The following is a 21169-nucleotide window of genomic DNA, read 5'->3' as shown; positions in this document are numbered from 1 at the left end:
CATTTATTCGAACAATACAGTGTAGCAGGGAGATCATGTTATGAGAACACTATTTAATATTAACAATTGGAATTTACGGCTGAAAATGTTTGTACCGATGGCAATTGTTATGATTGCTTTGATCGGAATTACGGTGTTTGCACTAAGTCATACCAAATCGATCGCCCATACGTTAACTACCAAACTTTATGATCAATCGTATATGACAAATTACTGGTTATTGAATGCAGATCGTGATTATTATCAATCGTTAGTAGCGCAAATGACATTAACCAGTTCGACAGACCCTGCCATTTTGGAAGCAGCCAAAGCAGATTACACTGAAAATGCACAACAAACGTATGAACGTGTTCACAAAGCAGAAGCTATTTTTAAAGCTCATCAAGCAGAATTCAATCAATATCAACATGCTGATTCTAACAAGAACGTATTTGAATTGATTGCAGATTTTGATACTAATTTTGCAGCATGGCAAAAAGAATTTGATATCAATACCAATACTGTAGCAAATCTAACTGAAAGCACTGCACGCTTTGATGCGGCACGTGAAGATATCAATCAGGCAGAAGAGATTTTGGACAATTATAATCAAGCGATTTTACTAGAAAGCCAAACACTACAGAATCAACTGGCAAAAACATTAATTATCGCAGCAATTGTTGTATTGCTGATTTCTTTAATTGTATGTATAATCTTCGCTCGTAATGTGAACCGTCGTACCAAAGTCACATTAGAAATTATCAACAAAACAGCAGCACTTGATCTGAAATATAGCAAAGGCTATGAAAAATATTTAGAAGAAAAAGATGAGTTTGCTCTTATTATTGCAGCAATGGGTGGAGCACGTAAGCAATTTAGAGAAGTATTTGAGCAGGTGATTACACAGAGCTCTAATTTACAGAATCATATTCAAACGGTGAATCATAACATGTCTCATTTGGAAGACAGCGTACAGGATATTTCTGCTACAACCGAGCAGTTATCGGCAAGCACAGAAGAGACAGCTTCATCGACAGAAGAAATGAATATGACAGCTCGTGATCTGGAACATGCTGTTCATTCTGTAGCTGTTCAAGCACAAGAAAGCGCCAAGTCTGCTGATGAATTGACCCGTCGTGCTCAAGGGCTTAGTCAAGATTTCCGCACTTCTTATAATAAAAGCTTAGGCATCTATACCGGTGTAAAAGAACGTCTGGAACAAGCACTGCTAGAATCGCAATCGGTATCCAAAATCAATGGACTGGTATCAACGATTATTACGATTGCAGCACAGACGAATTTGTTATCACTAAATGCAAGTATCGAAGCGGCAAGAGCAGGCGAAGCCGGTAAAGGATTTGCAGTAGTAGCAAGTGAGATTAGTAAATTAGCAGCCAATTCCAAGCAAGCGGCTGATCAGATTGATCAGATTACTCGCAATGTAATCACATCGGTTAGCAATCTTTCATCCAACTCGAATGATTTGCTTCAACTATTTGGCAATGAGATCAAACAGGACTATCATATGATGCTAACTTCAACAGATCAATATGCAGAAAGTGCCAAAGGAATAGATGATATTGCGACAGATCTAAGTTCAACATCCAAACAGCTATTATCCTCTATAGAAAATCAAGTGAAGTCGATTCATGAGATTGCGCTGGCTTCTAATGAAAGTGCAGCGGGGACGTCTACTATTGCAGGTAAAACCGAGACGATTGTAGAGCAAACAAACGAAGTGATCGAAAGTATGAGTATGTCCAAGCAAGGCATAGATGAACTATTAGCATCTGTTTCTAAATTTAAAATCTAATACGGCTAGTGATAAGGAATAAGACTTGTAAATTACTGATTGTATTGAGAATGAGAAATGCAATCAGTATGTTTACAGGTAAAACACAGACAAAGTGAGATAATCTATAATTTTTTTTTAAATCTACTTGATAATAATAATCATTGTTGGTAGAATATAAAAAGAAAGAAGGAACTCGGCAAAGTCCCTTCTCAGTTGTAAAACATTTTCAATTAGTTGATTGCTTCTTTTTTATCAAAAGTTTGGCAATCTGTTTCTTCAGACTCAGTTGCTTTTTTGTGAGCATGGTTGATGATGAAAATAGATTCAGCAGTACATTTATTTTCTTCAGCCCAATGTGTGCAAGAGTTCACTTCACAAAGTACGTTTTGTACCATAGTAATTCACCTCCCATAATAGAATGATAGGAATTAGAAATAAGCAGCTCCTTCTGTGAAAAGGGGCTATTTGTATTTCTCGCTACAAATATTGTAGCGTTAATGCCAGTGTACCAGATAATCAATTCAATTGGCAAACTTTTTGCTTACAAATATATAAAAAATCCGCAAAAAAATTTAAAAAAATGTTATTTAGACAAAAAAAAGCCCCAATTCACTGTAGATTGATTGTGAATTGGGGCTTTTTGATGAGTCGTTATGATGCTTTATGATAAAAACCAACTATGACCATTATTTACGTAACAATGAAAGATCGAATGAAGGAACAAGACCTTCATTAGCAGCACGTCCTAACAACGCTTCGATCGCTCCATAACCATCTTCCCCTAGATTACGTGTAAATTCATTAACATACAGATTAATATGAGAATCTGCTACTGTAGGATCCATTTCTTGTGCATAATCCAGTACATATTGACGTGAAGCTTCAGGATGTTCCCAAGCATATTCCACAGAAGAACGTACCCAATCAGCAATCTGATTCGCATCTAATGAACGTTTAGCAATAATAGCTCCCAATGGAATCGGTAATCCAGTATCTTCTTCCCACCAGCTACCCATATCTTCCATTAGTGTTAGACCATAATTAGGATACGTAAATCGTGCTTCATGAATAACCAGACCTGCATCAATCTGACCATCTCGAACCGCAGGCATAATCTCATCAAATGGCATAACAACGATCTCCCCAACACCACCGGGAACATTTTGTGCTGCCCATAGACGGAATAACATATAAGCGGTAGAACGTTCACTAGGTACAGCGACTCTTTTACCGGATAGACTGGCAGGGTTCGTTTCGTTAGGATTGGCTGTTAATACCAATGGACCACAGCCTCGGCCAAGAGCACCACCACAAGGAATTAGGGCATAATCTTCTAATAACCACGGCAATGCTGCATAAGACACTTTCAGTACTTCAGGGCCTTCACCTGTAGCTGCCCAGTTATTCGTAATATCAATATCAGCATAAGTTACATCAAGCTCGGGAGCATTCGGAATAAGACCGTGCACCCACGCATGAAAAACAAATGTATCATTAGGACATGGAGAAAAAGCGATTTTCATATTATAGCACCTCCGGTAATATGGAGCTTGCTTTAGTTAAAGCTTGCAACGCATCAGGAATACGCCAACTGCTTCGATCACGCGGACCGACTCGATTAGAGATTGCACGAATTTCTAGGACTGGCAGATGAAAATAATGAGCAGCCAGCGCTACACCATAACCTTCCATTCCTTCAGCCGAAGCACCTGGAATATGCTCAGCTAACCTGGCTGTTGATTCAGCCGAACCGGTAGTGGTAGATACAGTTAATACCGGGCCAATATGCACAGCAAGACCTTTTAATTGAATCGCCGAAGCAAGACTTCCATTATAGACAGTATCCGCCTGAATAACAGAAGAGCCGAATCCCAATTCATCTACCGAAAGAAATCCATGATCCGGTGTCTCTGAACCGAGGTCTGCTGCAATCATCTGACTTGCAAGTACAATCGAACCGATCTCTGCATAGCCACTGAATCCACCACCAATACCTGCACTAATCACCATATCAAAAGATTCTTTAGCAAGAATCGAAGTTGTTCGCGCTGCTGCTGAAGCAGGGCCTACACCAGCTAATTGCACACTAAAGCGGTCTTCACCCCGTGCAGACAATCCTTGCAGAACAGCTTCACGCTCCGCTTCAACAGCTGTCATAATCAATATTCGTTTAGAGGACGAATGAGAATGAATCGAAGTATTCATAGATTGTATCTCCTTATGGTTTACAAGCATTTCATTACAAGCTACTTTCTAACGTTACTCTCATTAAGCTATAAAGTAAAGTCAGCTCTAAAGGATAACTTCATTATCAATCACCAGAAATAAGAAGCAAAAGAATCATTCAAACGCCAAAATAGTATCACTCTAGCGCTAATAGGATCACACATTATTTAGCTGCAAATAAACTATAAATATAATATGTAATTAAATTAATATAAATTATGTACGAATAGAAATAATAGATCATCACATAAAAGGGAAAAGATGCTTACTTTAAAAAGGGATTGGGTAAATATGATTCATTCAATTTTATAATACATTATTTTGTGATAAGTCGTTGCAAGACATCATGGCAGGATCAATTCAGAAGTAGCTTATTGCATCATACAACTAGACTATTTAGGACTAATTTTAAGGTAGAGGTGAACAGGATGATGAAGACAGGCCATACAGAACAGATCGTGATTGAAGTAAACGGACAATCGGTCGTTACAGAACCAGGTATAACTATCGTGCAAGCAGCCAAAGGACAAGACGAATTTTATATTCCGCAAATTTGTTATAACGAGCAACTAGGAGCAATCGAGACATGTGATACATGTATGGTAGAAGTGAACGGAGAATTGGTTCGCGGATGTAGCACGGTAGTTAGTCCAGGCATGCAAATCTCTACAGAATCTTCACTGGTCAAAGCAGCACAGCAAGAATCGATGTCACGTATTCTCAAAAATCATGAACTGTATTGTACGGTCTGCGATAACAATAATGGAAATTGTGTCGTTCATAACACAACAGAAAAATTAGGGATCGAACATCAGACTTATCCTTTTCAACCCAAACCTTATCAAATTGATAATACCAATCCTTTTTATAGATATGATCCAGATCAATGTATTTTATGTGGACGCTGTGTAGAAGCTTGTCAGGATCTTCAAGTCAATGAGACATTAACGATCGATTGGAGTCGTGATCAGCCGCGTGTCATCTGGGATGATGATGTGCCTGTTGATCAATCTTCCTGTGTATCATGCGGACATTGTGTTACGGTATGCCCGTGTAATGCGTTGATGGAGACTACGATGGTCGGTGAAGCTGGATTCCTAACAGGTATTGATAATCAAGTGATGGAACCGATGATTGAACTGACCAAAGAAATCGAACCGGGATACCGAGAAATATTTAAAGTATCAGAGATCGAAGCTTCTATGCGTAGTTCGCGGATCAAACGTACCAAAACCGTCTGCACATATTGTGGAGTTGGCTGTAGCTTTGAAGTATGGACCAAAGGGCGCGATATTCTCAAAATCGAACCTTCAATCGACGCGCCGGTGAATGGAATTTCGACGTGTATTAAAGGCAAATGGGGCTGGGATTTTGTAAATAGTGAAGAACGCCTGACCAAACCTTTGATCCGTAAAGGTGATCGATTTGTCGAATCAAGCTGGGAAGAAGCGCTTAATCTGATCGCTGGCAAATTAGGCAGTATTCGTGATGAGTATGGAGCGGATTCGATTGGTTATATCGCTTCATCGAAATGTTCTAATGAAGAAAATTATATTTTCCAAAAATTTGTACGCTCTATTATGGGCACGAACAATGTAGATAACTGTTCTCGTTATTGTCAGTCTCCAGCTACATCGGGATTGATGCGTACCGTAGGTATGGGTGGAGATAGTGGTACGATCGAAGATATTCAGCAAGCAGATCTAGTTATGATTGTAGGAGCGAACCCTGCTGAATCCCATCCGGTACTAGCTACAAGAGTGAAAAGAGCACATAAACTGCATGGTCAAAAATTGATCGTATCCGATCTACGCAAAAATGAAATGGCAGAACGTGCAGATATTCATTTACATCCAAGTCCGGGTTCTGATCTGGTCTGGGTATCTGCGGTTACCAAATATATTATTGATCAAGGCTGGGAAGATAACGGATTTTTAACAGCTCGTGTCGATGGATATGAAGAGTTCCGTCAATCACTCGATCAGTACACATTAGAATATGCAGAGCAAGTATCCGGTATCTCACAAGCAGAATTAATTGCTACCGCTGAAATGATTCATCAAGCAAAATCAGTATGTGTGTTGTGGGCAATGGGTGTAACTCAACATCGCGGTGGAACAGATACATCTACAGCGCTATGTAATCTGTTGCTAACTACAGGTAATTTCGGTCGTCCGGGCACAGGAGCTTATCCTTTACGTGGTCACAACAATGTACAAGGCGCTTGTGATTTTGGAACGATGCCGAATTTCTTCCCCGGGTATGAAAAAGTATCAGATGATGATGTACGTCATCGTTATGAGCAAGCATGGGGCGTTCAGCTTCCTGCAGAACCTGGATATGATAATCATCAGATGGTTGATGCGATCGAAGAAGGTAAGCTAAAAGCCATGTATCTATTTGGTGAAGATATGGCGTTGGTCGATTCTAATTCTAACTTTGTTGCAGAGATGTTAGGCAAGCTGGACTTTTTCGTTGTACAGGATATTTTCTTCTCCAATACAGCTCAATACGCTGATGTGATTTTGCCAGCTTCTCCAAGTCTTGAAAAAGATGGTACATTTACCAATACCGAGCGCCGTATTCAGCGGTTCCATGAAGTGCTTGCCCCTCTAGGTGATTCCAAGCCAGACTGGCGCATTATTCAAGATGTTGCTAATGCTTTGGGAGCGCAGTGGAATTATACTCATCCGAGCGAAATTATGGCAGAAGCAGCGAGTCTAGCCCCTTTGTTTGCAGGTGTTCATTATGATCTGTTAGAAGGTTGGAATAGTCAATTGTGGCCTGTGCATCCAAACGGAACCAGTACACATTTGTTGTATGAAGAAGAGTTCCATTTCCCTAACGGAAAAGCAAAATTATATCCGGTAGAATGGACACAACCGTATGAGCCAGAAGCGATGTATGATCTGCATTTAAATAACGGACGCTTATTAGAACATTTCCATGAAGGCAATATGACGTACAAAGCTGAAGGGATTCGCCATAAAGTACCTGGCACATGGCTAGAAGTCTCACCAGAACTGGCAGCAGAGCGAGGAGTACAAGACGGTAGCAAAGTTCGATTGATTTCTCCTTTTGGTAAAGTAAAATTGTCGGTACTGGTAACGGATCGGGTGAAAGGCAAAGAATTGTATTTGCCGATGAATACATCCAATGAACATGAAGCCATCAACCGCTTAACCAGTAGTTATACCGATAAAGTTACCCATACGCCAAGTTACAAAGAAATCAATGTGATGATGGAAGTGTTGGTAGATGAAGTAGAGCATCAGGTGTCGCCTTTGCCTCAGGTCAACCCACGCTTCGCTACACGCCGTCCTCAGATCAGTGTACGAGTCGAAGATAAGTGGAATCGATCAGACTATGAACCGATTGCTACAACGATCCAGAAGGAGCGTGAGTCTCATGGCGAGACCTATTAAGCAGATAGAACGTCATATTCCGACAGAAGCGGAGCTTCAAGCTCAATCACTAGGTCTATTAATTAAAGCATTAACAGACAATACAGAATCGATCTTGAAAATGCTAGAGATTGTTAAAGAACTGGATCGAGCAGGCGTACTGGATATTGCAGATGCTGCGCTCAAAAATAGAATTCCAATCAGTGCGATAGGCATTGATATGATTGAAGGGATGAATTTGCCCCCATTGATCAAAAATGCGTTTACGCTTATTCAAGTATTAGGTAAGCTTGATCCAAAAGAACTAGAAAAGCTAATCAAAGCTTTAGGAGCAGGATTAGATCATCTAGGAGACCTATATTCTGATTCTTCACAGAAATTGTATGAGAATGATAAGCCTTCCAAAGTCGGGAAAAAGAATAGTCATGCTGATGATCATCCGCCAGGTATGATTGGATTGCTCGGAATGATGCGCGATCCTGATGTTAGATCTTCACTATCGGTAGGATTACAGTTTCTCAAAGCAATGGGCGGGGAATTGAGCAAAAAAGAACCTCCTCAAAGCTCACAATGATTAAAATACAGTGTATGGTAGTCATAGAATAGCTGTAAATACAAATAATAAATCCAATCAAAAAAGCGAGAAAGATCATATAAATGATCTTTCTCGCTTTTTGAGTTGTGTATGAATATGCAAATGTAATGAATATTTGAAATGTGAGATTAGTAAGTTTTAACAGCTTTGTATTCAGCAGCATCTTTAGCTAATGTTGTTGTTTTACCGCTTTGTTTTAAAGTAGCATCAACTGTAGTATCTACTGTTACCCATTGGCCATTCAATAAAACTTCGTTCCAAGCATGGTATTCTTTAACATTTGTAGAAGTACCCATTACCAATTTTGTAGGAACACCTACGCTACGAAGCATTGCTGCATTTAGAGAAGCGTAATCGTAGCAAATGCCTTTGTTAGATACTAATGTAGTTGCAGCATCTGGTACATATACAGCAGGCAATGCACTAGCAAATTTATAATCGTATTTTACATTAGTAGTAATATAATCGTAGATAGCTTGTGCTTTTTCTGTATCTGTTGTCGCATTTTTAGTCAATTGTTGTGCTTTGCTGATAAGAGCAGTAGCATTTTTCCAATCTACATTTTGAGTGGAAGCAAGATAGACAGCATTTTCGTTGTTAAGGTTCATTTCAAGAGAATCACCTTGGACTTTTTTGTAGCTGTTACCTGATGTGTTCTCAAGAATAGTTACATTATATGTTCCGTTACCTAATTGTAAAGGGAAAGAAGAATCAGTTTGAGTTGAGTTAAGATCGTAAGTGTAGTTCACATCGTTTTTGCTAATCATCAATTTAGTACGAGTGTGACTTGGTGCATTATAATGAACGGCGATAAAGCCTTCACTTACAGTTGAAGTGTCTAACCAAGAGTCAGTAGCAGGAGGTGTAGCTGCATAAGTATGCGTCGGAGCGAAAGAGATAAGAGTGAATGCTGTCAAGCAAGTTAGCAAAAGTTTTTTCATGATTAGTATTCCTTTCGGTAGCTGGCTGCCATGTGGTCAAGGCCCTTTAGCTTTGCGTCCCAGTCTTTCGACAGGTTTGCCGTTATCGTTTGAATTTTAGTTTAAATTTGCATATATGACATAAAAAGGATATTTAGTGTATAGAAAAAAGCTTCTTCATTCGGTGGCTGGCTGCCAACCCCATAAGAGGTAAGGCCCTTTAGCTTTGCGTCCCATTCTTTCGAAAGGTTTGCCATTATCGTGCAGAAGCTTTTATGGTTAAGTGTCTAAATTCCTAAACCTTAAAAGTTACTGGTTGTTCATATTTACTATAATATCATTAAATTGAGAAAAATCAACTAGAAATATTTGTCGATATTCGTTCAGCATGGATAATAAGTCTATGAGTCGGATTAACTAGAGGATCGCAAGTCACTAACGTGATTTCTTCACGATTAGGGTGACTTTCTAATACTGATACGTCAGTAGGTTCCACTATACTTATATTATCGGCTTTATATTCGAAAACTTTACCCCTAGACTCAATTTTCACAATATCGCCAATTTTGACCTCATTTAATCGATTAAATAATCGTCCATATTTGTGAGCTCGATGCGCAGCAATTGCGAAGTTGCCTGCTTGACCTAATTGATCTGTTTCAGAAATGTGTACAGCTGCACTACGCATATTATCGCGTGTTGCTCCTTCGACAATCGGTAATTTGACATCAATCTTATCAATAGTAATAATCCCTAAAATATCACCTTGTACTGGTGCTGGAGCAGAAGTAGACTGTTCACTTTCTTCATTTAAAAGATGATTTACTTTGGCATATCCACTTTTTAAATTCGCAGGTTGAGCAGTAGACGGTGCGATTGCTTCACTTTCAGCTTCATTTAATAAGCGATCTTGTTGCCAATCGGCATACCATTCACTGACTTGCGGATAAGCTAGAATCATAATGCCTAACAGAATAAATAAATAAGACCACTTTTTCATAGTTATCACTCCGTATCTCTTGTTGTATACGATAAAAAAAACAGAAAAACCCCGATCATTGTTCGGGGCGGTAGGACAATCAATAAAGTATATTCGATCTATACTTGTTAGACTCCACACTTTGCGTCCTATTCTTTCGAATAGTTTGCTTTTCTCCATACATGAAATTGTCTGTTAAAGCTACAGCTAATAGTATCATTGATAGTATGCACAGTAAATAAGTAAGTGAGATAATAACACCAATAAAACAGCAAAATGTCTTAAAAAATAATAAATGATTGTTCAAACTAACGACATAACGAAATAATACATTTTTTGAGTTGGATAATGCTAGTGTGTAGATGCTCTGGTGAGGTATACGCATATGATAATCTTATATGTGATGTGGCTTCGTCTTCATATAAATAACCCGGATTAATTAAAATATTTGCCTGAATAGCGCGCTCAAACAATAATTGCATAGGTACTGTAACAGTTAACTTTACCCAAATATAAAAGCCACCTGTCGGTATTTGCCAATCGGCTATATCGCTAAAATGTTGCTGTAATAGTTCAAGCATCTGATCACGACGCGTACGCAATTGCCCGCGTACCCATTGTATATGTGGTTCGTGATAACCTTGAGCGAACCATTGGGTAGCAACATATTGAGAAAGACTGCTAGAACCGTAATCGGTCTGCATTTTGATATCGGCTAATCGTTCGATAACTGGTTCAGGTGCGATAACCCAACCTACTCGAAGCCCCGGACTCATCATTTTGGACATACTTCCTAAATAAACGATATTGCCATTAGAATCTTGTGATTTGAGCGGAGAAGGGGGAAGATCATCTAACCATAATTCACGATATACATCATCTTCAATAATAGGTAATCTCAATTCTTTACAGTGTTCAATAAGATCATTACGGCGTTGCTTAGACATCAATATACCTGTTGGATTATGAAAAGTAGGAATCGTATATAGTAATCCTGATTGATATTGAGCGACTGTGGCATGTAAAACCTTCAGATCAATCCCTTCTTTATCCAGAGAAACAGAATGAATAGGTATACCTGCTGATTGAAAGACTTGAATAGAACGAATATAAGATGGAGATTCAGCTACAATACTAGAAGGGCGAGCGAGAAGTCCTACAGCTATTAATTGTAGAGCTTGAATAGATCCAGATACGATCAAAATAGAATCAGTGCTACAATGTATTCCCCATTGCTTTACATAATGAGCAATCTGCTGTCTTAATTCAAAATTGCCTTTTGGTTCTTCATATCCTAAAAACAGTTCAGACGGTGCTTGTTGTAAAATAGAAGATATTTGGCGATGAGGCATTAACTCTTTGCCTAATTCACCTGTGCCTGTACGAATCATTCCTTGAGCAAATTCAGCATGATTAATTTTTTGAATCGTTTTTAGATTGGGTTGATGTGTGCCTGCATTTACATAAGCTTGCCAATCTATCGTTTGCTGAGAAGCAGCAGCTATCAGGTTCCATGTGTTGTTGATTACAGTTGTGCCTCCACCTTTATTCCCCTCTATAATGCCCCATGATTTTAATTCATCTAATGCGATCGTAATTGTACTACGATTTACTTCAAATACAGTAGCTAGTTGGCGTTGTGAAGGCAAGCGAGTCCCGATTGGCCATTCACCACTGACTATTTTATAACGAATATGTTGCTCGATTTGTCTATGTAAAGGTAGAGTGGATTGTCGATCAGGTTTCCAATAATTCATTGAGTGTACTCCTTTGTACAATAGATTGAATCCTATAGATTTGGTTGGGTTATATACTACACATTTGGCTGTACCTTTACTAGCCTATTCAAGATAGACTTAGATATGCAAGTGAAAGGAGAACAGATATGGTTGGTATTGTGATGCATGCTTTTTTATTAGCATTAGGGCTTATTTTACCGTTAGGGGTGCAAAATATTTTTATTTTTCAACAAGGGATTGTGCAGCGACCACTCTGGCGTGCTCTGCCTGTAGTGATAACAGCAGGTATTTGCGATACTTTACTTATTAGTCTGGCTGTAGGTGGAGTGTCATTAGTAGTGCTTGGATTACCCTGGATTAAGCATGTTCTAATGATCGGTGGAATCGTGTTTCTTCTATATATGGGGTATATCACATGGAAAAGTAGTATTCGTTCTGAGCAAGGGAGTATACAACCATTGTCGATACGCAAGCAGATTGTGTTTGCTTTATCTGTATCCTTGCTCAATCCACATGCGTTGTTAGATACGATCGGTGTGATTGGAATTAGTTCATTACCGTACGAAGGTATTGATAAATTTATTTTTACTCTCACATGTATTATTGTCTCATGGGTATGGTTTGTCTGCTTGGCAGTAAGTGGACATTGGGTAGGTCGTTTTGATTCTTCCGGCAGATGGTTAAATGTATTGAACAAATGTTCAGCATTGATGATCTGGGGGATTGCGCTATTTCTTTTATATCGTTATCTGTATGAAGCTATATAAAATGAAGATTAATGAAGATTGTAGTCAGAACAAATGTTACATATACTATGCTAAAGCACAACAAAAACCTCTATATCGCTGAAATATCTCAGTAATACAGAGGTTTTTTTGCTTATTTTATTTGATAAGATATTTAGAGAAAGTGGTATTTTTTGATAGGTACTGTACAGATAGAGTGCAATCAATCTAGACAGTATCGGCAACAGGACGACCAAAGTCAGGTGTACCATCAGACTTCCATTGGATCACTTGAGCGCGCATATGACGATTAGGATCATATAATGGATTGCCTGAAATTTCTTTGTAATTACGAGCATGATAGATTATTATATCATGTTGCCCATCTTCTGAGATTGTAAAGCAATTATGCCCGGGGCCATATTGAGAATGGGCTTCTGCTGTGCCAAAAACAGGCTGATCACTTTTGCGCCATGATCCAGCATTTAGAATATCGCTATGGATATCGGCTGTAAGTAGTCCCAGACAGTAATGATGATCGGTAGCACTGGCAGAATAGCTGATAAATAATTGATCTTGTTTACGTAAAAAAGCAGGGCCTTCGTTGACCTTGAATCCGATACATTCCCATGATAATTCAGGAATACTTAATCGAGTAGGAGTCCCTTTTAATGTCCAGGGATTTGCCATAAGAGATAAGTATAAATTGGAATTTCCATCGACTTCAGGTTCTTTTTGCGCCCATAACAGATATTGTTGATCTTGATGTATAAATGTTGTCGCATCCAGAGCAAACGTATCCCATGGGGTAACGATTTGTCCTTTTTCGATCCATGAACCTTGTAGTGGATCAGGGTGATCATTTTCCAGTACAAACATACGATGCTGGAAAAGCCCATCGACAATCTCGTCTGTAGCTGCGGCAGCAAAATAGATATACCATTTCTGATGAATATAATGAAGCTCAGGAGCCCAGATTAAATGACTCATCGGCCCGCTATCTGGCTTACGCCATACGATTACAGGCTCTGCATCAGCTAGACTTTGAATCGTAGCTGCACGCCGAAGTTCGATATAATCAAACGAAGGAACAGAGCCGGTAAAATAATATTGTTGATCAGTATGTCGATACACCCAGGGATCAGCACGTTGTTCAATAATCGGATTGCGATAAGTATTCGTAGCAGAAGAAGGTGAAGATTGAGTATCCATCTCAAAACTCCTTTGTATAATCTGTCATGTAGTATAGCGATATGATTACGTATTAGCCTTTAACAGCTCCAGCCGTTACACCGCCGATAATATACTTTTGCGCAAATAGATAGAACACCATAATCGGGATCATTGATAAAATAATCGCTGCAAATGCCATATTAATCTCTGATGTATATTCTCCGAAAAATTGAAATTGAACAAGCGGTAATGTAGAAGCTTCTTTTTTCTGAACGATAATCATCGATACCACAAAGTCATTCCATGCTCCAAGTGCACTTAATACGAGAATCGTTGAATTGATTGGCTTGAGTAACGGAAAAATAATACTGAAAAATGTCCGATATCTGGATGCGCCATCAAGTGTTGCCGATTCTTCTAATTCTCGCGGCACTGTCTTGATAAAGCCTACATAGAGAAAAGCAAAATACCCAATCTGTACACCGGTCAAAGCAATAATCAAACCGGGAATCGTATTTAATAAATGCAGCTCTGTCCACGTTTTGTAAAGTGGAAACATCAGTACTTGGAAAGGCAACATAATGCTAGACATAAATAGATAGTAGAAAAAGTTGTAAAACCGATTGTTGTTACGAGCGATCATATAAGCCGCCATAGAACAGACAGTAATCGTTAAGAGTACAGTCCCGATCGTCGTTAACACACTATTACGCAAAGCCAAAAAAAAGTTAGAAGCAGCTATCGCATCACTATAGTTGGACCATGCAATATGTGTTGGAAAAGCGAGCGGACTTTGAGCTGTTTCTACAGGTGTCTTGATCGAATACACGATAGCAATATAAAACGGAAATAAAAACAAAATAGCGATGATATAAAGCATAATGATTCGTAATAATTTGAGAAAACGACGATTGGGCGCTTCTTTGATTTGTACGATCGGAACCGAAGTATTCAATATTCCACCTCTCTTCTGCGGAAATAGTTAGTGACGAACACTGTGACGATTAAGATGAAGAAAAATAACATCAATGCCGCCATCTGTCCGTAACCTGCTTTGAAATAAGGGAATTCGTAATTGTACACATACATCGCTAGTGTCTCGGATGATGTACCCGGGCCACCTTTTGTAGCGACCATCGGGTAATCAAATTGTCGTAATCCAGTCCCGATCCAGAGCGGAATACAATACGTAAATGCAGGCATTAATAAAGGAACAGTGATTTTGGAAAATTGAGTCCAGCTACCGGCTCCATCGATATGCGCAGATTCGTACATATCTTTGGGAATCGTCTGTAGACCGGCATAGTAGATAACCATCGCGAGTCCAACTTCTTTCCAGACGCTAATAATTGAGATACCTAACATAACTGTAGTCGGATTTCCCAATAATCCTCCATCGGTATGGAAAATCGTTGGGAAAATATCGCTGTAAATATAACGCCAGATAATTGCAGCCAGTACCAGACTGATCACCATCGGCATAAAGATAAAACTTTTGAGCAAATTAACACCCGGGAACTTGGTATTCAGCGCAACAGCAAGTCCCAAGCCGATAACGTTAATAAAGACAGTCGTAAAGATAGCAAAAAACAATGTGTTTTTGATCGGATTTAGTAGCTCTGTATCGGTAAATAATAATTTAAGATTGTGCAAACCAACATAATCGTAAGACATATCGATACCGTTCCAGTTGGTGAAAGCGATATTGACTCCGCGAAAAAACGGAAATACAACGACAAGGCAAAAGAATAGTAATGCAGGAACGATAAAGCTGAACTTGAGCAGTTCGTCTTTGTACTTACGGGTCACGAGATCACCACCACATTAGTTAGAATAGGGTACATATGATTAATTCATTTTATTAATACGAGCGAAGTCGGCATCTAATTTTTGTAGCAATTCATCGACACTACGTGTCGCAGGATCAGAGACAAGGAAGAAGGTTAAATCTTTTTGCCAAGTATCATCATATTGACCGTACCAGAGTGGTTTGACCTGATTGTTGACCACTTTGCCTGTTTTGAAAATCGTTTGAAATTCTTCAGCGATCGGATCTTGTTTGGCTGGTTTGATATCTGCTGAAATAGCGCTTAATGTCTGTACGCCATCTGCCCAGATTTGAGATCCTTCCTCCGAAGCCATAAATTCTAAGAATTTTTTCGCGGCATCTAGATTTTTGGATTGAGCACCGATCATCCATGTATCATCTGTTGAATAGGTCATTACATTATTCTCAGGATTATCTGTTGCCGGATACATAAATACACCGAAATTACCATCAGGGCTATAATTACGGATTGTTCCAATAGCAAAGCTACCCATAATATCCATAGCTGCTTTACCTTGCGCAAAGTATTGAAGTGAACGATCATAATCAATATCAGCGGCATCTTTATTGGCAAAAGAGCTTAATGTATTCACACGTCCTAAGAAATCTTTATATCCGGGAATCGCTGCAAACGTAGTCTCGCCTGCCATCACTTTACCAGCATAATCAGGATTGTCTTTGAGCAAAGTTCCCCACATATCTGGCCACATAAAGCTCATATACGAAGCCCCATCTTTCCACGAAGCCGCAAATGGAGTGATATTTTTGGATTGTAATGTTTGTGCTACTTTTACAAGTTCAGAGTATGTTTTGGGAACTTCAACACCTGCTTTTTTGAATAAATCTTTGTTGTAGATCACTGCATTGGTCATAAGATCGGTAGGCAATCCGTATACTTTACCGTCGTAAGACACGTTAGGCAGATAGTCTTTGTTCACTTTTTGAATAAAAGGTTCGTTGGTAAGGTCTAGAAAAGCACCTGCTTTGGTAATATCAACCATACCTTGTGGACGACCGAAAATAATATCCGGTACATCGCTTGCGGCTACTTTCATTTTGATATTGTCGTTGTATTTGTCCACAGGCATGACTTGCACATCGAATGTAATATTAGGATTCAATTCTGTAAAACGATCGGTTAATTTTTTGAATGTATCGACTTTTGGTTTTTCGACCATATAGTGAGTTACGGTCAATGTCACTTTGTCATTCGCTCCACTTCCACCAGAGGCAGAAGAAGAATCAGTAGAGTTACCACAAGCAGATAGAAGGGTCGTCACCAGTAGCAAAGAAGAAAGCAATAAGCCTGACTTTTTCATAAATGACCTCCAAATTCAAAATGTAAACGCTTCATTTCTGTAGTATACGTTTGCTGATTTAGGATTTATATACTCAATTGGTTATAAATTTAGTAAAAATATATTTTATATAAAAATATAATTTGTATGCTATAATCTGCTCCAAACAAAATGTATACGTTTACATTAAAAGTGTTATGCTATAAAAAATGGTAAAAAATCATGCAGGAGGTGAATGCTGAAAATGAAAAAAATACCGCTATATAAGCAAATCAAACAGCAGATTAAAGAGAAAATTATTTCAGGGGAATTGCGCTACAAAGATCGTGTACCCTCAGAGCAAGAAATGATGGATGAGTATCAAGTGAGTAAGATTACAGTAAAAAATGCGTTGATAGGGCTTGCTGAAGAAGGATTAGTGATACGTGTTCAGGGGAAAGGTACATTTGTATGCTGGAAAGAGCAAGAGTGTAGTAAGCAAAGTCAATCTGACTCGATATACGGTACTCAACCACGTGTATTATCAAATACTCCTCTTGCTAATCTACCACTGATCGGGCTTATTATTCCTACGATGAAAACTAATGTTATCCAGAAAATGATTGATTATAGTGAGTATTATGCAGGTCAATTGGGTTATCAATTGATTCTTCATATTACGCGTGAATCTTCTAGCAATGAAAGTGAAGCGATTGATCGATTGTTGTCGATTGGGGCGCAAGGAATGATCGTATTTCCAACAGAAGATGAAAAGTATAATGAGTCGTTATTGCGGTTATCACTGGATAAATTTCCTTTTGTATTTATGGATCGGTATCTACGCAATATCGAGACGTTTCGGATTACTTCGAATAATTTGAGTGCGGCTTATGAAGCGATTGAGTATTTGTTAAGTAAACAGCATCGTCATATTGCTTTAATTTCACCGGATCGTACGAATACTGTTATTGAAGATCGTACTGTTGGGTTTGAAAAAGCGTATATCGATCATCATATCTCGATTGATAAAAATTTGTGGTGTCATATTCCGCTTGATATTTTGCGTAATCAGCAGGGGAAAGAATATATTGCCCATTTCATCACTCATCATCCGCAAGTGACCGCAGTGCTAGCATTGAGCGCCGAAGCAGCGAAATTGACCTATGCGTCATTAGTAGAGTTGAAAAAGACGGAGACGGTAGAATTGATTTCTTTTGATGATCCTGAATTGCCGGGAGTTGGTTACTTGAAGCAAGATGAACGCACGATTGCGAGGTTAGCAGTAGAACTAGTACATGCGCAGATCAAAGGAAATTACGAACCACAACATAAAGTAGTGGAAGTCAGTCTGAATGTACAACAGTCGATCTAGTATAGTATCTAATCTCAGGTTAGAAGAGTGAGTAGACGTACAACAAAAGCCAAATAAGGTGAAAAAAGCCTTCAAAAGATCATTCCCACTCTATATAGACATCGTATATTCGTCTATATATGAAGATGAAATTGATCATTTAAAGGCTTATTATTTACCCTAATCAAGCATGATTAAAGAGTAGATTTATATTGCTTAATAAACGAAACAGCTTGGCGAATATCTTGCTCTGGTTGGTCGCCCACTTCACGTTCGATCGTTAGATAACCGGTATATCCAATATCTTGAAGAGCGGCAAAATAAGCTGGAAAATCAACGGTTCCTTCACCAAGTGGTACTTCGCTAAATCCTATACTTCCATCATTCATCGCCGCAATCTGTTCGTGGCTTAGATCACCATATACATCATGGGGATTCACTTCACGCGTACGAATACCGTCTTTGACATGAGTATGCACGATGTAATCACGTAACGTATAGACACCTTGTACAGGATCGTCGCCTGTAACCATCACCATATTAGCAGGATCGTAATTGACAGCAACGCCTTTACTTTCTAATGAATCTAGAAAAGATTTGAGGCGTAATGCCGGTTCAGGACCGGTCTCTATCGCAAAGTATCCTCCAAGTGAAGAAGCGAAAGCAGCTAGTTCATTACAAGCAGATTGCATCACTTTATAGATCGGATCGCTCTCGTCTTCAGGCACAATACCGATATGAGTCGTTACAATCGGACTGCCTAATTCAAGCGCTAATGTCATCACTTTTTTGGACTTTTCGATTTTCCAGACATTATCTGCTTCATTGCGGAATCCTTCTCCACCATAATCTGCACAGAGAGCAGATACTTCCAGTCCAAGTTCAGCTAGATATTGTTTGAGTTCAGCGCGTGCTTTAGCATCGAGTTGATCGGGTTCCATTTCGCCTTGTGTTGCCCAAATCTGTACACCGTCTGCACCAACTTCTTTTGCTTTTTGCAAGTCTGCTCTCACACCCAGACCGAAGCTATCTGAAATAACACCGATTTTGCCTAATGTTGTGACCATGTGATTACACCTCGTCCCATATTCTTTGTACATTCGCAAGTCCAATCCGTGCACCAAGCAAGTCATTTTCCATACCTTCAAATTCGACAGAAATATATCCATCATATCCAGAATGCTTCACTATACGCAGTACTTCCCACATATCAATATCGCCTTGACCGATAATCGCTCCACGTAGATATTGTCCTGCTGTACTGGTAAACCATCCTTCACCAGGAGGACGATAACCAGGGCGAATATAAAAGTCTTTGACATGTACCATTGAGGCATAAGGCAAGTTCTGAGCAACAGCAGCTACCGGATTTTCATCAGCACATAGAAAGTTACCGATATCGAGTGTTGTTTTGTAATTCGGACGATCTACAGTCTGGATAAGTGTCTGTACACGATCTGCCTGTTGAATAAAAAAACCATGATTTTCGACACTGGTCGTTATTCCATATGATTGTGCATGATCAGCGATACGACGACAAGCTGAAGCGAGACGATTTAATTGTTGATGAAAATGTTGAATCGATACATCTGGTGAAGAAGCGACATCATGACGCATTAATGTAACCCCTAATTGCTGAGCAATATTGACTTCGTCCATCACACGCTGAATTTCTCGCTCGTATTCTTCATCACTGTCGGTCAAAAAATTAGCACCAATCGCATAGTTAGAAAGTTCAATCCCACGTTCACGAGCGCGGGTAACAATCTGTTCGATCAATTCAGGCTGTTCTGTCAAATTATAACTAAGAGGAACGATCTCTACATGAACAGCTCCATGATCTGCTGCAAAGTCGATCACATCCGGTACACTCATAGCACCAGAACTCAATTGTCCATGTAGACTATACGTACTCAGTCCGAGCTTCATAATAGTACCTCCTTGCCAAGCTTAGCGGATTCGTAGATAGCTGTGAGCATACGCATCATCTGCACGCCATCTTCCACCGGACTTAGTGGTTGTTTGCCTGTCTGAATACAATCGATAAAGTGTTTAATTTCATTATCAAATGCTTGCTCAAATTGAAAATCTTTATGATCGGTTTGAGGTTCGATATTCAGTACAGTATTGTACTTTTCGGTAGTGATATGAACAGCTGGATCCACTTCAAATCCACCTTTTGTTCCATACAATTTGATCATGCCTTCATTTTGTTTGGCATGCAGACTAAAGCTGACGTCTACGATCAGGGAAGCTCCATTTTTGAAACGGATCATAGCATTTGCCATATCTTCTACATCATTTTGAGTGGCATCATAATCAGCGGCTTGATAACGTGATAAATGTTCGACATTGGCTCGATTGCCTAACTCATAATACGTATTACCACTAACCGATAACGGTTCAGGTCTGCCCATCAGATACCAGCAGAGATCGATAGCATGAACACCAATATCAATCAATGGCCCACCGCCAGAACGATTGCTATCGCTAAACCAACCGCCCGGATTGCCGAGACGACGAATATACGAAGCTTTGGCATAATAGATATTACCAAAATCGCCTTGTTCACTAAATTGGTGAAGCATCTGGGCATTGGAATCATAGCGACGTACAAACCCGACTTGCAATAATTTGCCTGTAGATTGTACAGCAGCTTGTACTTGTTGTGCTTCTTCTACTGTACGGCAAAGAGGCTTCTCTACCAGTACGTGTTTGCCTGCTTGAAGCGCCGCAATACTAATCTCAGCATGACTGTTATTCCATGTACAGATACTGACAGCATCAATATCTGGATTGTTCAGAAGTTCTTGATAATCTGTATAAGGAATTGCGGCTTCATATTGCTTGGCTACTGTCTGTGCACGTTCTGCATTAAGATCACAGACACCGATAATCTGTACATCTGGATGATTGTTATAAGGTTTTAAATGAAATTCTGAAATACTGCCGACACCGATCACACCTATACCAATTTTGGCTGTCATACGTAGTCTCCTTTAGCGTCTTTACTTCAAGTAAAGTACACATGAATTGGGGTAAACAATGGGAATACAATCATATACCTATATGTATTTCTTTGGGAAAGATATCGTTCTGTTGAAATTATATAATGTATCGCTAGAACGGTCATGAAGCGGTGTGCGGTTTGTTTGTACTATTGTGCGATTTGAAATGA

At 39.3% G+C, this 21169-nt stretch carries 18 protein-coding genes and 3 riboswitches; of the genes, 5 read left to right on the top strand and 13 right to left on the bottom strand.

All coding sequences use genetic code 11. From position 1 onward, the window contains the following. The first annotated feature begins 40 nt into the window (after positions 1-40). Entirely contained in the window at positions 41-1792 is a 1752-nt protein-coding gene (locus PQ460_RS19290) for a methyl-accepting chemotaxis protein (protein ID WP_273615070.1), read from the top strand. 212 nt (positions 1793-2004) lie between these two features. Here PQ460_RS19290 and PQ460_RS19285 read toward each other — a convergent pair whose 3' ends face one another. The 3 genes from PQ460_RS19285 to PQ460_RS19275 all read right to left on the bottom strand — a co-directional run bounded on the left by PQ460_RS19285 (position 2005) and on the right by PQ460_RS19275 (position 3979). Further along, positions 2005-2169, bottom strand: a complete 165-nt coding sequence (locus PQ460_RS19285; RefSeq protein ID WP_204825444.1) for a DUF1540 domain-containing protein — start codon at positions 2167-2169, stop codon at positions 2005-2007. A 291-nt stretch (positions 2170-2460) separates the two neighbouring features. Next, complete coding sequence (locus PQ460_RS19280) at positions 2461-3297, bottom strand: 1,4-dihydroxy-6-naphtoate synthase (protein WP_273615071.1); 837 nt, start codon at positions 3295-3297, stop codon at positions 2461-2463. Between the two features lies 1 nt (position 3298). Next, the gene (locus PQ460_RS19275) at positions 3299-3979 is read right to left on the bottom strand and encodes a futalosine hydrolase (RefSeq protein WP_274170814.1); all 681 of its coding nucleotides are present in this window, start codon (positions 3977-3979) and stop codon (positions 3299-3301) included. A gap of 449 nt (positions 3980-4428) precedes the next feature. Between PQ460_RS19275 and fdhF the strand changes: the two genes are divergently transcribed. Both fdhF and PQ460_RS19265 read left to right on the top strand, forming a co-directional pair. Continuing rightward, entirely contained in the window at positions 4429-7425 is a 2997-nt protein-coding gene (fdhF, locus tag PQ460_RS19270; protein WP_274170813.1) for a formate dehydrogenase subunit alpha, read from the top strand. Next, a complete protein-coding gene (locus PQ460_RS19265; protein WP_274170812.1) occupies positions 7409-7978 on the top strand; it encodes a helical membrane plugin domain-containing protein in 570 nt (189 codons plus the stop codon). Before fdhF ends, PQ460_RS19265 begins: the two co-directional genes overlap by 17 nt. A 149-nt stretch (positions 7979-8127) precedes the next feature. On the opposite strand, the gene PQ460_RS19260 is transcribed toward PQ460_RS19265, so the two are convergent. The 3 genes from PQ460_RS19260 to PQ460_RS19250 all read right to left on the bottom strand — a co-directional run bounded on the left by PQ460_RS19260 (position 8128) and on the right by PQ460_RS19250 (position 11655). Continuing rightward, entirely contained in the window at positions 8128-8940 is an 813-nt protein-coding gene (locus PQ460_RS19260; protein WP_274170811.1) for a transglutaminase-like domain-containing protein, read from the bottom strand. A 13-nt stretch (positions 8941-8953) separates the two neighbouring features. Further along, a riboswitch (cyclic di-GMP riboswitch) is annotated at positions 8954-9031 on the bottom strand. Between the two features lie 68 nt (positions 9032-9099). After that, positions 9100-9184: riboswitch (cyclic di-GMP riboswitch) on the bottom strand. 90 nt (positions 9185-9274) lie between these two features. Then, a complete protein-coding gene (locus PQ460_RS19255; protein ID WP_273615076.1) occupies positions 9275-9919 on the bottom strand; it encodes a class D sortase in 645 nt (214 codons plus the stop codon). Between the two features lie 63 nt (positions 9920-9982). Then, a riboswitch (cyclic di-GMP riboswitch) is annotated at positions 9983-10079 on the bottom strand. 127 nt (positions 10080-10206) lie between these two features. Continuing rightward, a complete protein-coding gene (locus tag PQ460_RS19250; protein WP_274170810.1) occupies positions 10207-11655 on the bottom strand; it encodes an aminotransferase-like domain-containing protein in 1449 nt (482 codons plus the stop codon). 128 nt (positions 11656-11783) lie between these two features. Here PQ460_RS19250 and PQ460_RS19245 point away from each other — a divergent pair, with 128 nt between their 5' ends. Next, a complete protein-coding gene (locus PQ460_RS19245) occupies positions 11784-12404 on the top strand; it encodes a LysE/ArgO family amino acid transporter (RefSeq protein WP_273615078.1) in 621 nt (206 codons plus the stop codon). Positions 12405-12590: 186 nt separating this feature from the next. Here PQ460_RS19245 and PQ460_RS19240 read toward each other — a convergent pair whose 3' ends face one another. Genes PQ460_RS19240 through PQ460_RS19225 form a run of 4 tightly spaced genes read right to left on the bottom strand, consistent with a single transcriptional unit; the run spans position 12591 to position 16682 of the window. Further along, a complete protein-coding gene (locus PQ460_RS19240) occupies positions 12591-13574 on the bottom strand; it encodes a glycoside hydrolase family 43 protein (protein ID WP_274170809.1) in 984 nt (327 codons plus the stop codon). 52 nt (positions 13575-13626) lie between these two features. Continuing rightward, positions 13627-14490: a carbohydrate ABC transporter permease gene (locus PQ460_RS19235; protein ID WP_274170808.1), complete on the bottom strand. Its 864-nt coding sequence runs from the start codon at positions 14488-14490 to the stop codon at positions 13627-13629. After that, complete coding sequence (locus PQ460_RS19230; protein ID WP_273615081.1) at positions 14487-15344, bottom strand: carbohydrate ABC transporter permease; 858 nt, start codon at positions 15342-15344, stop codon at positions 14487-14489. Before PQ460_RS19230 ends, PQ460_RS19235 begins: the two co-directional genes overlap by 4 nt. Before the next feature lie 39 nt (positions 15345-15383). Further along, entirely contained in the window at positions 15384-16682 is a 1299-nt protein-coding gene (locus PQ460_RS19225; protein ID WP_274170807.1) for an ABC transporter substrate-binding protein, read from the bottom strand. Between the two features lie 223 nt (positions 16683-16905). On the opposite strand from PQ460_RS19225, the gene PQ460_RS19220 reads away from it, so the two are divergent. Further along, a complete protein-coding gene (locus tag PQ460_RS19220; RefSeq protein WP_274170806.1) occupies positions 16906-18012 on the top strand; it encodes a GntR family transcriptional regulator in 1107 nt (368 codons plus the stop codon). A gap of 173 nt (positions 18013-18185) precedes the next feature. On the opposite strand, the gene PQ460_RS19215 is transcribed toward PQ460_RS19220, so the two are convergent. Genes PQ460_RS19215 through PQ460_RS19205 form a run of 3 tightly spaced genes read right to left on the bottom strand, consistent with a single transcriptional unit; the run spans position 18186 to position 20978 of the window. After that, the gene (locus tag PQ460_RS19215; RefSeq protein WP_274170805.1) at positions 18186-19058 is read right to left on the bottom strand and encodes a sugar phosphate isomerase/epimerase family protein; all 873 of its coding nucleotides are present in this window, start codon (positions 19056-19058) and stop codon (positions 18186-18188) included. 4 nt (positions 19059-19062) lie between these two features. Continuing rightward, positions 19063-19920: a sugar phosphate isomerase/epimerase family protein gene (locus PQ460_RS19210; RefSeq protein WP_274170804.1), complete on the bottom strand. Its 858-nt coding sequence runs from the start codon at positions 19918-19920 to the stop codon at positions 19063-19065. After that, positions 19917-20978 (bottom strand): Gfo/Idh/MocA family protein, encoded by a 1062-nt coding sequence (locus PQ460_RS19205; protein WP_274170803.1) that lies wholly within the window; start codon positions 20976-20978, stop codon positions 19917-19919. Before PQ460_RS19205 ends, PQ460_RS19210 begins: the two co-directional genes overlap by 4 nt. Positions 20979-21169: the final 191 nt, after the last annotated feature.

The sequence above is a fragment of the Paenibacillus sp. KACC 21273 genome, from assembly GCF_028736095.1.
Classification (GTDB): domain Bacteria; phylum Bacillota; class Bacilli; order Paenibacillales; family Paenibacillaceae; genus Saccharibacillus; species Saccharibacillus kyungheensis.
Note: the sequence above shows the minus strand (reverse complement) of the source record. Positions and strands in the feature narration are given on the sequence as shown.